The following is a 15452-nucleotide window of genomic DNA, read 5'->3' on the forward strand; positions in this document are numbered from 1 at the left end:
TTCTGTTTACTAATCGTTCGATGTAAAATGAATCTCCGCCAAACGTTGTACTATTTCACTTTTTTATGAAGCGCAAGACAACGTGATTGATTTTCATAGTAAGCACGCCCTTCTAAATAGATGGTTTCCTTCTATCATATCAAATCTGTCTTGCCAATCGGGGTTCCTCGTCTTTTCTTTTAACTGAAGGTTTCGCTTCTTTCGTAATATGTTTGCACGACGCATATACGATATGGAACTATGAGGCCAGAAAACCTTTTATAACATAAGTTCAGCAACAGGCAAAATAAGCTTGAGTGTTTCCCGAAAGGTCAGAATAGTGTAGGATAAAAGGAGAGTTTCAGGAAGATATATGTTCTGATGAAAACGAATGCGGAGGGATTGTATGGTAATCGAATTATTAAAATCTCACTCATCGGTTCGACGTTACAAAGATGAACCGATTTCAAGAGAGACAATTATGGAACTAGTTAAAGCAGGTCAGCACGCAGCAAGTTCACACTTCGTGCAAGCATGCTCGGTAATGTATGTAACGGATACTGAAAAACGCGGCCAATTGGCTGAACTATCCAAAAACCGTCGTCAATTCTATACAGCTGGCGCGGTATTAGTATTTTGTATGGACTATAACCGGTTATCTCACGCTGCCCGTTTACATGGTCAGGAAATTGACTATACGGTAGTAGAGAATGTATTAGTAGGCGCAATCGATGTCGGTCTATTCGCACAGAATGTCGTCATTGCTGCCGAATCAAAAGGCTATGGCATTTGCTATATCGGCGGTGTACGAAATGCGATGGAAGAAATCTCCGAAGTACTGGAATTGCCTAAAGGCGTTGTCCCTCTGTTTGGCTTGTCGATCGGTGTTCCAAATGAATCCAATGGTGTCAAACCACGTTTACCTGTAGAAGCTGTGTTGCATGAGAATACGTATAACGAAGAAAAGTATACTGATCTATTACCAGCATATGACGAAATCATGAAAGAATACTATGCGAGCCGTGATTCCAATCAGCGTGATGCGATGTGGACAAAAGAAATGGCTGATTTCCTTGAATCCCCAAGAAGAACAGATCTTCAGGCATTCTTACAAAAACAAGGATTCCTATTGAACTGAAGACAGACAGGAGTGTCAAACGATGTCAGTAGATGACGTGCTGGAACTACTCCAGCGACGCATGACAGATGGAACATTCATCCGTGCGACAATTAGTGGACCACGAATGAAATCCAATGATGTGAAGCGAATTAAATTAAAACCGCTTGAACTTAAAGGTGAATTTTACATTCAATTTGAATATCAGCATGAACGTGTTCTCAAGCATGACAATGTTGCACTAGAAGACGTGGCGCAACCTCTGCACGATGCCTTAGAAACCTTTAAGCAATTCCATATTGATTTATCAGATGAAACGATGCAAATTCAAATATCCAAGAAGATGAAAGTTTCGATTAAACGCATTTTCCTCAATACCGAAAAGACCGTCGACTATGCGCATAATCGTACAAAGAATTACGCTTTAAACGAAGGGACACCTTACCCCTTTCTCATTCGTCTCGGTGTTCAAACGCCTGAAGGTAAAGTGAAAAATCAAAAACATGATAAGTTTCGTCAGATCAATCGCTTCGTCGAACTGATTGATGACACGCTTTCACACTTGCCAAAAGACCGTCCGATTCGCATACTCGATTTCGGATCGGGTAAATCCTATTTGACGTTTGCACTGTATCATTACTTGCGAATCGAAAAAGGATTGGATATTCGAGTAACAGGATTAGATCTAAAAAAAGAAGTCATTGAAGAGTGCCAGGAAATCGCACGTGATTTGCACTATGATCAACTAGAATTTCTAGTAGGAGATATTAATGAATATGATGGCGATACCGCAGTCGATATGGTCGTCACGCTTCACGCATGTGATGTAGCAACAGATATGGCATTGGCTAAAGCAGTCAATTGGGGAGCCTCGGTCATTCTATCGGTTCCTTGCTGTCAGCATGAGCTATTCTCACAAGTTCAAGCTCCTGCGCTCGACATCATGTTGCAGCACGGCCTAGTAAAAGAACGTTTAGCTGCACTCGCAACCGACTCCATCCGCGCAGAGTTGCTAACATTAGTTGGATATGAAGCACAACTTGTGGAATTTATCGATATGGAACATACACCGAAGAACATCTTGATACGTGCTTACCGCACTACTAAGAAACCAACTCCAGCACAAATTGATCGTTACGTTGCATTTAGGAATATGTTGCAAGCAAAGCCTTTCTTAGAGAAAGAACTGCAACCTTTGCTCAGTTTTCCACCGGCAAATAACAATCAGACTACTTAAAGAGCATAAAAGATCACCGTAACGTCTTGTGGACAATCGTCACATTGACAATTACGGTGATCTTTTTACTCTAACTTATGATTGGGGCAAGTGTTCGATGATGCGATCTACTGCCTGTTTAATATAGTTCGGTTCTGTCCCAAGATTTAAACGTATGAAACCTTTCGAGTTTTCCCCAAACCACTCTCCGTAGTCGATTGCCAGTTTACATGTATCTTGCACAAATTCTTTGACGCCGTCTGGCTGGATATGTGCACGCAAGTCGATCCATAGTAAATACGTTCCTTCTAACGGTGTAACGATTAACTTTGGTGCATGCTCTGCGAACTGTTCGACTGCATAGCGTTCATTCGACTTCACGACTTCCCGTAATCCTTCAAGCCAGTCTGCGCCATGATTATACGCCGCCTCTGCAGCCGTCATACCTAGCATATTCACTTCCGTTTGATTAACAGATTTCACAAACGTATCGAACTGCTCTAGCAATGCTTTATTTTCAATGATGATCTGAGATGTTAACAAGCCCGCCAAGTTGAATGTTTTTGAAGCGGAAGTTACTGTAATGACACGCTCAGCGTACTTCCCGTTGGCTACAATCGCAGATGGTATATGTGTATGATCACCAAACGTCATATCATGATGGATTTCATCCGACACGACCAATACGTCATGCTTTTCACAGATTGACAAAAGCTTCTCTGCTTCCTCCGCTGTCCATACACGGCCAACGGGATTATGCGGTGTACAATGAATGAATAATTTCACGTCATTGTCGATTATTTGCTTTTCGAAGTCTTCAAAATCAATTGTGTAAACGCCAGCAGTATTAATGAGTTCACTGTTTATTAGCGTGCGGTCAGTATCTTTCACTGCATTGGCAAAAGGATAATAGACCGGGGATAGAATGATTACTGCATCCTGAGGTTTTGTAAATGCATTAACAAACCAATATAACGCTGTCACAACACCCGTTGAAAAACGCATCCATTCCTCCTTCACTTCATAACCATGATGCTCGCGTTCCCAATTAATGAATGCTTCGAAATATGATTCAGGTGCATATGTATAGCCAAACACTCCAAAATCCACTTTTTCTTTTAACGCTTCGATCACTTGCTCTGGTGCTTTAAATTCCATATCTGCTACCCAAGCCGCGAGTAAGTCTGCATCACCGAAACGTTCCTCCAACTTGTCCCACTTCAGTGAATTCGTACCCTTTCGATCAATTGCATAGCGTTCCAAAAACTCTTCTTTATTCATATAGTAACCTCCATTATTATTTATTTCATAGTAGTCATTCTATTCCGATTGTATCATATGTACCCTTTTGCTTGCTCTGTTGTCGTTAAGATTTATTTTGGGGTATACTAGAGTATTGAAGCAACATTTAGTTGGAGGTCATGAAGTGAGAAAATGGAATACCGCACTAGTTTTACTGGCATTACTTTTCATGTGTTCCATTCAGTCTGCCAGCGCACAAACGACAGACGTAAAATATATAGACGTCTCTAATCACCACTGGGCAAAAAATGAAATTATGCAGCTAGATGAAATGAAAATCATCACAGGCAATTTCGATATGCAGTTCCATCCTGAAACACCACTAACAAGGGGGCAAGCTGCTGTATCTTTATCTAAAATATTCGGATCAAAATTCGTTGATCAATCTTTCGGTTTTTCAGATATCGCATGGGGATCGGATAAAGCACGTTTTGCTTTGACTGCTGTCGAAAACGGCTGGATCCAACCAAGCAAACGTGGAGTTTTTGGCTTTAATGAACCATTGACGAAGACAGAGCTATGGAATTCACTCATTACAGCTTTTGATATGGAAAAGGACTTTGGTAAAGTGTTATCTACTAGTTGGCCTTCTAGTTCGGATCGAGCTACGGTACAAAACATTCCTGTCTACACATTTCCTCAAGTAGAGGAGTTTCTTCAGTATGGAGACTCGGTCGTATCGCGAGCATACTTTTCAAAAGCCTTGCACCGGATACTAGTGGAAACCAATCGTATAAAACAACCGAAGCAATTTACACTTACCGCTCCAGAAGAGTCCGTTACCTATAGTGAAAGTGTGCCCGAAAACCATTTAGGTAGTGTACCGTTCAGTACACATCCTCTTTATTTACGTTCTAAGGAAGCATTTGAATATATAGACTTTACACAAACCAATTATGACTTCTCACGAGATAGTACGTATAGGTATGCAGTTGGAACAGATGGGGCAGAAGTTAAACTAACTGTTCGTCAATTACCTAATGAAGATGTATTTGTTTTCTCGGAACTAAACAATCCAACCGACACGCCTATTACCGTAGAAGTGCTCCAAAAAGAAGAAGATATTGCACGTTTTAATGTATTCCGCTATGACCGCTATCCACTCATGCGTGAAAACAAAGATCGGACCGATGCTGACATGACAACGTATCCGACAGGACTGTTACGTTTCATCAAGACAGATGGCACAGTAGAAGAGCGAATGATTGGGCAAGCTTATCTCTCCAAACCATTATCGCTCCGCTATGATAATGGCGAGCAAAGTATTTCGCGTGAACTTCTTGAAGAGCAAGAGAATTTTTCCTATGCGTTAGCTGGAAAAACACTATTATCCTCTTATACACTTCAAGCCAATTCAGGGGAAATTGCTGATCATTGGTATGTCGATTCGGACGAACCGTTGTTTAATTCAAAGGATGATATATTTAAGTGGATGAGAGAAACTAGTCAGAACCACAAGAAGCGGAATAATTGGTACACTGCAGATGGTTCGTATAATAAACTGGCTGACTCGACAGAGCCCATGCCCGTTACAGGTCAAAACTATGGACGTACTTTATTGATGCTGAAAGAGGATCGCGCATTGACACTTTATCACGAAAATAAAGGGCGTTATTTTGAGAATCTAGTCTATAATGCTTTCGTCAACTTGAAAAACTTCAAACAAGATAAAGCCTACTGGGAAACAGAAGTAACCAGTACGTATCTCAAACATTTATATGATATTCATGCACCATTCATTGATACGCGTTTCAACGAACAAATCGCTTTATTCTATTATAATAGCGGCAGTGAGTTTGGGATCCCTTCAGCGAATGAACCATTGCGTAATTATGCGGATCTGCTCGTTTCACAGCAACAAAAAGGCAATATTAATCGAGTAGCTAGCGATGCATATTATATTGCGGATTACTTTCCAATCAAACAGAATGTAACTACCCATACATCTATGAACCATGCACTCGGTGGCATGAATATCCTACTCCGGTCTTATCAGGAATTCGGAGATTGGCGATATCTTCAAACTGCACGCAATATCCAACGAGCCATTGTCTACCAAAAAGATCAATGGATTCGAGATAACGGAGATATTTGGTACAAGGTCTCTCCAGAATTCCATTTCGAAGGTGATGATTATAAACACCTGACACTAGAAGATTTGATTGAATCTTATCAGCTTTGGCAGCAAATTGATCCTATCTACTTGCCTACGCTGAAGCAACTGATTATTTCAAAGGCTACTTTCCTATCCAATGAAAAACTAGGCTATACGACGAAGATTAAAAAGGGTTTGAAGGAAATTGGATTGTACGAGTATCTACCAGATGGTGATGAATTCACCGATGCATTATAAGCACAATGAAAAGGGCGATCCATGCACAAACAGTGCAAGATCGCCCTTTTCATTTACTTTTCTTCTTCAAGCAATTCCATTGTTTCATCGTATTCTTTTTCAATTATGGAGTTGTGTGTATACGTTGCTTTACTTACTACAACCGCCACAAGGAGACAAATCGCAAACCCTGGAACAATTTCATATAATGTACTCGATAAGAACTTGACGTTACCCCAAACACCGACTGTAATAGCACCAGCGATCATACCGTATAGTGCACCTTTAGCCGTTAGCTTTCTCCAATATAATGATAAGAGTATAATAGGACCGAAAGCTCCACCAAACCCTGCCCAAGCGAATGAAACCAATTTCAAGACAGATTCTTTATTTGGCCAAGCCAGTAATATAGCGACAATCGTCACGAACAGAACTGCCAGGCGGCCTAAAAATACATAGCGACTATCTGAAGCGTTTGTTTTGAAAACTGCTTTATACAAGTCTTCAATCAAAGCAGATGATGTCACGATCAATTGAGATGATATTGTACTCATAATAGCCGCCAAGACAGCGGCTAGCATGATACCTGCAATTAACGGATGGAAGATGAGCTGTCCGAGAACGATAAAGACCGTTTCTGGATCTGCCAAGTCTGCGCTGTTTTGCTGAAAATACGCGATACCAATTAATGCGGTAGCAATTGCACCTATCAAGCTCAGTAACATCCAGCCAATACCGATCCGTCTAGCACTTTTCGTCTCTTTAACAGAACTGATCGCCATAAAGCGAACGATAATATGCGGCTGTCCGAAGTAACCTAGTCCCCATGCCAGTGAGGAAATGATTCCTACCACACTCACACCCGATACAAAGTTAAAGAGCGAAGGATCGACTTCTCTTATACTCGCTGCAGTTTCTGAAAATCCACCTGTAATAAAAATACCAAATGAAGGCACTAAAATGAGCGCTAAAAACATAATCAATCCCTGGATGAAATCCGTATAACTCACCGCCAAGAATCCACCGAATAAGGTATACGCTAACACTACTACCGAAACAATAATGAGTCCTGTATGATAGTCTAAACCGAATGAACTTTGAAAGAACTTCCCTCCTGCTACCATACCTGAGGATACGTAGAACGTGAAGAATGCTAAAATAATGATCCCTGAAGCCACCCGCAATAAACGAGAAGTATCTTTTAACCTGTTTTCAAGGAAACTCGGAATCGTGATAGAGTTATTTGAAACTTGTGTGTATGCACGTAAACGCGGCGCCACAAACAGCCAGTTCAAATAAGCACCTACCGTTAAGCCAATCGCAAGCCAAGCTTCACCTAATCCACTTAAATAAATGGCACCCGGCAGTCCCATCAACAGCCAACCGGACATATCGGAAGCTCCGGCACTTAGTGCTGTAACAGCCGGCCCGAGCGAACGTCCACCAAGCATATAATCCGTCAGGTTCGATGTACGTTTGAACGCATACCAACCAATGAATAGCATAGCCGCCATGTACACGATTATGGAAATAAGCTGATACATTTGTTCTGTCATACTATCATCTCCTTTTTTCTATCTATGTACTCATACTACCTGATAGGTAGCACGCTTTGAACCTTTATTTCGAGACTCGTAGAATATGACTATTTTTCGATACAATTCCCCGGGAAATTACTTCATTTGACATAGAACACATACGCATTTTATTTTCACACTCTACATATATATTGAAACCATTCTTTCCATCATAACGTATATATACAAACCAAAGGGGGAGGTCAAATTGTTACACACGACAACTAACATGCTGCAAGGCCGGACTATTGAAACGTATCACGGGATTGTATCAGGAGAAACCATTATGGGGGCAAATATCGTACGGGATATTTTTGCATCCGTGACGGATATTGTAGGGGGACGTAGTGCTGCCTATGAAAGTAAATTAACTGAAGCACGTCAAACAGCACTGGATGAAATGTCCCGGAAAGCAAATGCCATGGGGGCGAACGCTGTCATCGGTGTCGATTTGGATTTCGAAATGGTACGTGAAGGTATGATGATGTGTATCGCAACGGGTACAGCCGTTACGTATCGCGATGGAGAGTAATCGTATATACAAAAAGAGAGAGGGAATCCCCCTCTCTTTTTGTATTATGCTAATATTTCTGCTACACGACCAACTTGTCCATCTTCAAGCCGTACTTTAATCCCGTGCGGATGAAAACTGGAATTGGTCAGCAAATCTTTAACGATGCCTTCTGTTTTTACACCGCTTCGCTGATCTTTCTTTAAAATAACGGCTACTCGTAATCCAGGTTTTACATCTGCTCGATTTTGTCCATTCATATATTCCACTCTCCCTGTTTTTATTCAGTGTACCACATTTATGAACTCTTTCTTCTCAAGTACATCTGATGAAGGAAGACATAATGCATGATACAATAAAGACTATCAAACTAGGAGGGGTTTTCATGCGATTAACAGTATACTTAGCTGGGGAAATTCACACATCTTGGCGAGATGAAGTCAAACAACAAGCAAAAGATCTACAATTACCTGTCGATTTTGTCGGCCCCATGGAAGATCATGACCGCTCAGACAACATCGGCGAAGAAATTCTAGGCGAACAACCCGGTAAACTATTTAAAGATGCCGCAGCTTCTAGCTTTAATAACTTACGAACGGAAATTTTAATGAAAAAATCAGATGTTGTTATCGCGTTATTTGGTGAACAATACAAACAGTGGAATACCGCAATGGACGCCAGTGCAGCAGTCGCTTTCGGAAAACCACTTATTCTGATTCGTCAGGAAAATCATCATCACCCTTTAAAAGAGCTATCTCGCAAAGCACATGTTACCGTAGAATCAGTTGATCAAGCAGTCTTAGCATTGAAATATATTTTTGAGTAATTATGTAAATTACTTACTAGAGGACAAGCCTATCATTTATCGGCTTGTCTTTTTTTGTCTACACTTGAAACACCATTTATTTGGGCTAGTATGTACACATACTATTTTCGTCCTATCATACCATCAAATAAAATCTCCTGACTGAAAATTCTATACGTATATAGCCGAGCAAATGGTAGAATAGAAGTAGTTGAGATAGTAGGAAGGGGTAAGTGGGTCGTGCAAAAAAAAGGAATACGCCAACAATACATAAAAGTATTTATCGTTTCAATAGTCATCGCGATTGTCGGAATGGCTAGTATGTACTTCTATGCAAGTAACACTTGGGATGAACTAGATGATCAACAGCAAAACTCTTATGCAAAATCGAAACAAATAGAGGAAATATCTGATTCAATTCAAGATCTATTCTTTCGGATCCGGGGTTACTATGCGTTTCAAATTGAGGATGAATTAAACCATGCTTATCAAGCAATCGAAGATATTCATTCTCATTCCAAGGAATTTAGATCGTTTCAACTGAACGCAGAAGAACAACAAATCATTGCGGAAATTGATAGCTTCTTAATCGAATACGAAAAGGTCATCCTCCCGAAAGCCATACAATTTGTTGAAGAAAATGATTATGACAGCTTACGGAACCTGGCAAATAGTGGTGCTAATCTAACCGTCAATAGCTTCATTAAATATGCCAATGAATACAAAGACTCTTCAAAGGATAAGCAAAGACTGGCAACTGATCATACGATGCAACAAACTAAATATTTCTTTTTAATCATCACCATATTCGGCTTCATCTTCTTACTTATTCCAATCTATATGGTTTGGAACGTTATCCACCGTGTGGTTAAGCCAATAGAAGAAATCACACATGCAGCAGATCAGTATGAAACAGAAGGCACAGTACTATTCCACCCCATTCAGACAGAGAATGAAATCGGCGCACTCTCACAATCTATCCATAAAATGATGGAGCGCATTCAAATGAATGAGCAAGATCTCCTTTCTCAAAACGAAGAATTAATTACACAGCAAGATGAATTATTCAATCGCCAGACTAAAATGGAATTCGCTTTATCAGAAGCTCGCTTTTCCCGAGTTCGTTTGGAACGTTACAATGGCTTGAGTCATATCCTTTCATTCTCACTGGATAAGCAAGAAGTATGCGATCAAACTTTCGACTATTTAAATCAAGTCTATCAATCCGATTTAGGTTTTCTTTGGCTTCCTAGCAGCGGAATTCATGCATTAAAAGGAATTTCACAAGAATTTTTTGATGAAATAAAATACGAACGGCTAGAGTATATAAGAACCCGACTTGAAACAGAGTCCTATTTCATTATCAAGCGGGAAGCGGAATATGAAAAAGGCATAGCTAGCAGTATTACATATGTCTATGACTTTGTGGTAGGTATCTATAATGTCGATAATGAATTAAGCGTCGTGTCCGTCCTCTCACGTATTGGCAAACCGTTTACGGAAGACGATCAAAAAGATTTATACGGTTTGCTTAAGCGAATTGCCATTGCAGTGGACCGAATTGAGCAATATGAACTCATTAGTCACGAACGTCAGTTGAATCGAAACATCCTAGATAGCATCAATGAAGGCATCCGTTTTGTTTCAAATAGAGATGAGAAAGATAAGTATAATGCAGCCTTATTCGATTTACTGGGCATGGAGCCTGAAACCGAGCACAACGCATGGTCTCGAGAAGAGTGGACGGAGAATTTTCTAAAACAAATCCATGATCCTGTCCGTTACAAAGCATTTCTAGATGAAGCAATTCAATCCGAATCCACGAAATTCATTACTAACGAATATGTACTTTCACTACCTTCTGAACAATCTCGGGTCATGAATGTGTATAGTGTCCCTATTATTATTCAAGATGAAAAAGTCGGTACAATCTTCGTACACCGTGATATTACTCATGAACACGAAGTCAATAAAATGAAAACAGAATTGGTTTCGACTGTCAGTCATGAATTACGCACACCTTTGTCTAGCATCCTTGGATTCTCTGAACTTTTACTAAACAAAGATATGGATGATACCCGCAAGAAACGGTATCTTGAGACGATTCATAGCGAGGCAAACCGCCTAACTGCCCTTATTAATGATTTCTTAGATCTTCAGCGGATGGAAGCTGGTCGTCAATCGTACACGATAGAGGATATATCAATCAATGAAGTGGTCGAAAAGGCTGTGGCTAATTTACTCATTCAATCACCTCACCATACGATAAAAGTGCAAGATCTAACTTATTCATCCATGGTCAGAGCCGACTATAATCGCATTTTGCAAGTATTCACGAATTTGGTGGGAAATGCCATTAAATTCTCTCCTGACGGTGGAAGTGTGAACATCACTCTGTTCAATCAACAAGACGCTGTTACTGTTTCCATAGCGGACGAAGGCATTGGAATTCCTTCAGATACTATTGGACATCTTTTTGAGAAATTTTATCGATTCGATAATAGTTATAGTAGAAAAATTGGTGGTACAGGTCTCGGTCTATCTATTTGTAAAGAGGTTATACAAGATCATAATGGAAAGATTTGGGCCGATTCTGAAGAAAATGTAGGTACGACTATTTTCTTTTCCCTTCCTTTAAAACAGCAATTATCAATAGAAAAAATCGACTTTGATAAACCTTTGGTGGTGATAGTGGAAGATGATGTGAGTATTCCCTTATTACTTGGTGAAGAGCTGTCAAGCAAAGATTTTTCAGTCATTCATCATTCCAAAGTAAGCAAAGCATTTGCATGTATAGAAAAAAGGAAACCTGCCGCAGTCGTCGTTGATCTAATGCTAGACGAAGGTGAAAGTGGCTGGGATCTGATTAGTAAAATGAAAGATCATACTCAAACGGAATCAATTCCTATTGTTATATCTTCTTCACTAGAAAAAGAACCGCTACTGATGGAGAAATTTCATGTTAGTGAATTTTTGACGAAACCTTATCCTCTCAGCAATTTATCATCCATTATCATGGAGACTATGGAACGATCGGATGGACTGATTTTATATCCACAGAACGACTAAAACAGAACGTCCTCTCCATAATGGAGAGGACGTTCTGTTTGTCTATATAGATATGCACTTTAATCAAAATAGTGATTTAACTAATTCGGCCAGTTCATTCGGGCTAAATGGTTTGGGTACAAAATAAGAGGCCCCTTTAGCTAAAGCAACGTCCTGATCTGCTTGCTGCGCTTTCGCAGTGAGCATAATAATAGGTATTGTCAGTTTCAGCGGTTGTAGACGCTCTAATAATTCCAAACCTGTCATACGTGGCATCATGTAATCTAAAAGAATGGCGTCGTATTGCTTGCCTCCGATCTTTTCTAAAGCATCTACTCCGTCTTCAGCTTCTTCTACTTGAAATCCTTCAAATTCCAAAGTGTCCGTGAGCAACATACGCAAAATATCTTCATCATCTACAACTAACACTTTTTTTCCTACATGTGTCAAAGTGGGCACCTCCTTCTATTCTCTTTTATCAAATAACCGATTAGCTAATTTATCGATTCGTCCGAGTACTTCTGCTGGTTGGAATGGCTTAATAATATAGTCGTCTGCTCCAAGCCAGAGCGCAGCCTTAATATCATTTGCACTTTTTCTAGCCGTCATCATGGATACCGTGACATTTGTTTTGGCATGGTCACTCTTTAATCGACTTAATACTTCAAGACCGTCCATTTTTGGCATGACACCATCGAGTAGTACGATAAAATAAGCGTCTGGACTATACCAGTCATCTTCTAGAAACGAAGGGCCATCAGCATACGTTTTTACTGTAATATCAATATCCGAAGAATTTAATCCTAGCAATGTTTGCTGAAGAATTTGCCTGATGAATGAATCATCGTCAACGATAATGACGATCAATTTACGCTTGACTTTTCGTTTACTCTGGTCGTAAATCACCGTTTGATTTCGTCCTGAACGCTTTGCTTCATAAAGTGCCTGATCAGCAGCAGATACCAAGTTGGCAGTATTTCCTTCATATGTTGCACTGCCTGCTGAGAAGGTCACCTCGAACGTCTCTTCATTAGAAGTAAATATAGCGTCATTGAACTTTTCTCGAATTCGCTCAACGGCATGCACTGTATCTTCTGCATGGATGTTATCAAATAATAAAGCAAATTCTTCTCCGCCATAACGGAAGCCATAATCACCTTCGCGCTTTTCTTCTTTAATAATTTCGCCAAACCTTTGCAGTACTTCATCGCCTGCAGGATGTCCATACAGGTCATTTACTTGTTTAAAATGATCCAAATCTATTATGACCAGTGAAAAAGTCGTTTCAGATTGATCGGCTTTTTTAGCCAATATATTAATGGTTTCATCGAAGTAGCGTCGATTGCCCACACCCGTCAAGCTATCTGTAATCATACTGCTACTAATCGCATGCTGACGCATTTGCCGATTGAACAAATAAGGGAAAAAGACATCCATATCAAAAGGTTTTGAAATCAAATCCATAGCACCTCTACGATACGTTTCAATTAAAATTTCTTTCGTCACTTCTTCACTTGAGATGGCTAAAGTCGTGTTTTTTTGTCGCGCAGGTTCTGCAATTTGATCCAGCACTTCAAAGCCTGTCATATCAGGTAATTTTGCATCTATGATGACAATACTTGGTCTCATAGAGTAGAACTGTTCAATTCCACGCTTCCCATTCAATGAAATAATTACTTGAGCTCCAAGCTTCTCAAGCAATTCCTTTAAGTAAGACACGAATTCTAAATCTTGATCAATAATGAGAACGAACGTTTCTGTATCCAGACGATTGATATAGCGATCAGGTAATTGAAATTCTTCTTTTTTCACGTCAATCGTACTATCAAAATGCGAACGAATACGATTCTTCAAATTTTCTAATGAAGAAACAGGTATTTTTTGATCGTTGGATGACGTTAGAATCTCTAATTGTGACGCACAAAAGAGAGACAACTGTTGCAATCCGATTGTCCCGGACGTTCCCTTCAATTTATGAAGAAAATAATATAATTCCCTTTCCGTTAAACTACCACGCGCTTTCCACTCTTCAAAGATATTCTCTGTTCGTTGTGCTAGCATATTCTGGTATTTTTTTTGACTCACAATTTTCCTCTCCGTTCAGCGGAAGCATCCCCATTTCAGCCTATACCTCTGATTCCCCGGTATTCTATCTCTATAAAAAGAGAGCTGGTAATATAGAATATCTATTACCAGCTCAAATCCATATTTACTCTAGACCCATTTCTTCTTTTACTACTTGTGAGATCCGATCTGCATAATCTACACACTGTGCTTCTGTTTCAGATTCGACCATTACACGGACGAGAGGCTCCGTACCCGAAGGACGCACTAGTACTCTTCCCTGGCCATTCATCTCTTTCTCTACCTCATTAATCACTCCGACAATACGCATATTTTCCATGACCGCATATTTATCTTTTACACGAATATTAATAAGTTTCTGTGGATACACTTTCATTTCACTAGCTAGTTCCGATAATTTTTTTCCTGTTTGCTGCATGATGTTAACAAGTTGCAATGCCGTTAGCAAGCCATCTCCCGTTGTATTGTAATCCATGAAGATAATGTGGCCTGATTGCTCACCGCCAAGATTATAATGATTATTACGCATTTCTTCTACAACGTAACGATCGCCTACAGCTGTTTGAACACTCTTCATGCCAAATTCCTCTAGAGCTTTATAGAAGCCCAAATTACTCATCACAGTGGAGACAATTGTATCTGATTTTAACCTGCCTTTGCTATGTAAGTATCGAGCTACAATGAACATAATTTGATCGCCATCGACGATATTACCTTTTTCATCAACTGCGATTAGACGATCACCATCACCATCAAATGCTAGACCGATATCTGCACTTTTTTCTACTACAAGTGTTGCAAGCGCTTCGGGATGTGTAGATCCAACGCCATCATTGATATTCAAGCCGTTTGGAGAAGCACCCATTGTAGTCAGATCTGCATCCAAGTCTGCAAATACATGGGTTGCCAAGACCGATGTTGCTCCATGTGCGCAATCAAGCGCTACATGGATATTTTCGAAGTCCTCATCGACAATTTGTTTCAAGTATTGAATATATTTTTGACCGCCTTCAAAATATTCCGTAATGGTTCCAACGTTCCCTCCAACCGGACGGGGTAATGTATCTTCTTCTGCATTTAATAGTTTTTCGAATTCCTCTTCTTGTGCATCAGTTAATTTAAAGCCAGTATCTCCGAAGAACTTAATTCCATTATCTTCAACGGGATTATGTGATGCTGAAATCATAACGCCTGCCTGGGCGTTCATGACACGTGTTAAATAGGCTACGCCTGGTGTACTAATTACGCCTAACTTCATCACTTCCACACCAACAGATAATAGGCCTGCGATTAAGGCATTTTCAAGCATTAAGCCAGAAATCCGTGTATCTCTTCCTACTAGTACTTCTGCTTTTTCCTCTGCATCTTTAGTGAATAAGTATCCACCGATTCTGCCTAATTTAAATGCCAGTTCAGGTGTAAGCTCCTTGTTTGCTACACCTCTGACGCCATCTGTTCCAAAATACTGTGTCATGTTGTA

The 15452-nt window shown here is 40.0% G+C and carries 12 protein-coding genes; 6 read left to right on the forward strand and 6 right to left on the reverse strand.

All coding sequences use genetic code 11. The annotated features are described in order from the left end of the window. Positions 1-385: 385 nt before the first annotated feature. Together nfsA and SporoP17a_RS08030 are read left to right on the forward strand one after the other, a co-directional pair. On the forward strand, positions 386-1117 hold the full coding sequence (gene nfsA / locus SporoP17a_RS08025; RefSeq protein WP_083034194.1) for an oxygen-insensitive NADPH nitroreductase: 732 nt from the start codon (positions 386-388) through the stop codon (positions 1115-1117). A gap of 22 nt (positions 1118-1139) precedes the next feature. Then, the gene (locus tag SporoP17a_RS08030) at positions 1140-2333 is read left to right on the forward strand and encodes a class I SAM-dependent methyltransferase (protein ID WP_083034195.1); all 1194 of its coding nucleotides are present in this window, start codon (positions 1140-1142) and stop codon (positions 2331-2333) included. A gap of 75 nt (positions 2334-2408) precedes the next feature. On the opposite strand, the gene SporoP17a_RS08035 is transcribed toward SporoP17a_RS08030, so the two are convergent. Continuing rightward, positions 2409-3593 (reverse strand): MalY/PatB family protein, encoded by a 1185-nt coding sequence (locus SporoP17a_RS08035; protein ID WP_083034196.1) that lies wholly within the window; start codon positions 3591-3593, stop codon positions 2409-2411. Positions 3594-3738: 145 nt separating this feature from the next. Here SporoP17a_RS08035 and SporoP17a_RS08040 point away from each other — a divergent pair, with 145 nt between their 5' ends. Further along, the gene (locus SporoP17a_RS08040) at positions 3739-5967 is read left to right on the forward strand and encodes an S-layer homology domain-containing protein (RefSeq protein ID WP_083034197.1); all 2229 of its coding nucleotides are present in this window, start codon (positions 3739-3741) and stop codon (positions 5965-5967) included. Positions 5968-6020: 53 nt separating this feature from the next. Here SporoP17a_RS08040 and putP read toward each other — a convergent pair whose 3' ends face one another. Then, positions 6021-7502: a sodium/proline symporter PutP gene (putP, locus tag SporoP17a_RS08045; RefSeq protein ID WP_083034198.1), complete on the reverse strand. Its 1482-nt coding sequence runs from the start codon at positions 7500-7502 to the stop codon at positions 6021-6023. A 229-nt stretch (positions 7503-7731) separates the two neighbouring features. On the opposite strand from putP, the gene SporoP17a_RS08050 reads away from it, so the two are divergent. Next, complete coding sequence (locus tag SporoP17a_RS08050; protein WP_083034199.1) at positions 7732-8055, forward strand: YbjQ family protein; 324 nt, start codon at positions 7732-7734, stop codon at positions 8053-8055. 44 nt (positions 8056-8099) lie between these two features. Here the strand turns inward: SporoP17a_RS08050 and SporoP17a_RS08055 are convergent, their stop codons facing one another. Next, positions 8100-8294: a YwbE family protein gene (locus tag SporoP17a_RS08055; protein ID WP_083034200.1), complete on the reverse strand. Its 195-nt coding sequence runs from the start codon at positions 8292-8294 to the stop codon at positions 8100-8102. Positions 8295-8419: 125 nt separating this feature from the next. Here SporoP17a_RS08055 and SporoP17a_RS08060 point away from each other — a divergent pair, with 125 nt between their 5' ends. Continuing rightward, complete coding sequence (locus SporoP17a_RS08060) at positions 8420-8860, forward strand: YtoQ family protein (protein WP_083034201.1); 441 nt, start codon at positions 8420-8422, stop codon at positions 8858-8860. A 219-nt stretch (positions 8861-9079) separates the two neighbouring features. After that, a complete protein-coding gene (locus tag SporoP17a_RS08065) occupies positions 9080-11908 on the forward strand; it encodes an ATP-binding protein (RefSeq protein ID WP_083034202.1) in 2829 nt (942 codons plus the stop codon). Between the two features lie 63 nt (positions 11909-11971). Here the strand turns inward: SporoP17a_RS08065 and SporoP17a_RS08070 are convergent, their stop codons facing one another. The 3 genes from SporoP17a_RS08070 to glmM form a co-directional block, all read right to left on the reverse strand. Further along, complete coding sequence (locus SporoP17a_RS08070) at positions 11972-12283, reverse strand: response regulator transcription factor (RefSeq protein ID WP_237262428.1); 312 nt, start codon at positions 12281-12283, stop codon at positions 11972-11974. 69 nt (positions 12284-12352) lie between these two features. Then, a complete protein-coding gene (locus tag SporoP17a_RS08075; protein WP_083034204.1) occupies positions 12353-13972 on the reverse strand; it encodes a diguanylate cyclase in 1620 nt (539 codons plus the stop codon). A 124-nt stretch (positions 13973-14096) separates the two neighbouring features. Beyond that, positions 14097-15446 (reverse strand): phosphoglucosamine mutase, encoded by a 1350-nt coding sequence (gene glmM / locus SporoP17a_RS08080; protein WP_083034205.1) that lies wholly within the window; start codon positions 15444-15446, stop codon positions 14097-14099. Positions 15447-15452: the final 6 nt, after the last annotated feature.

This window comes from Sporosarcina ureae (genome assembly GCF_002082015.1).
GTDB lineage: Bacteria > Bacillota > Bacilli > Bacillales_A > Planococcaceae > Sporosarcina > Sporosarcina ureae_A.

Excerpts from the sequence above, each read along its gene's own strand:
- nfsA (WP_083034194.1), top strand. The coding sequence starts at position 386 with ATGGTAATCGAATTATTAAAATCTCACTCATCGGTTCGACGTTACAAA.
- glmM (WP_083034205.1), bottom strand. The coding sequence starts at position 15,446 with ATGACACAGTATTTTGGAACAGATGGCGTCAGAGGTGTAGCAAACAAG.
- SporoP17a_RS08035 (WP_083034196.1), bottom strand. The coding sequence starts at position 3,593 with ATGAATAAAGAAGAGTTTTTGGAACGCTATGCAATTGATCGAAAGGGT.
- putP (WP_083034198.1), bottom strand. The coding sequence starts at position 7,502 with ATGACAGAACAAATGTATCAGCTTATTTCCATAATCGTGTACATGGCG.
- SporoP17a_RS08030 (WP_083034195.1), top strand. The coding sequence starts at position 1,140 with ATGTCAGTAGATGACGTGCTGGAACTACTCCAGCGACGCATGACAGAT.
- SporoP17a_RS08055 (WP_083034200.1), bottom strand. The coding sequence starts at position 8,294 with ATGAATGGACAAAATCGAGCAGATGTAAAACCTGGATTACGAGTAGCC.
- SporoP17a_RS08070 (WP_237262428.1), bottom strand. The coding sequence starts at position 12,283 with ATGTTGCTCACGGACACTTTGGAATTTGAAGGATTTCAAGTAGAAGAA.
- SporoP17a_RS08060 (WP_083034201.1), top strand. The coding sequence starts at position 8,420 with ATGCGATTAACAGTATACTTAGCTGGGGAAATTCACACATCTTGGCGA.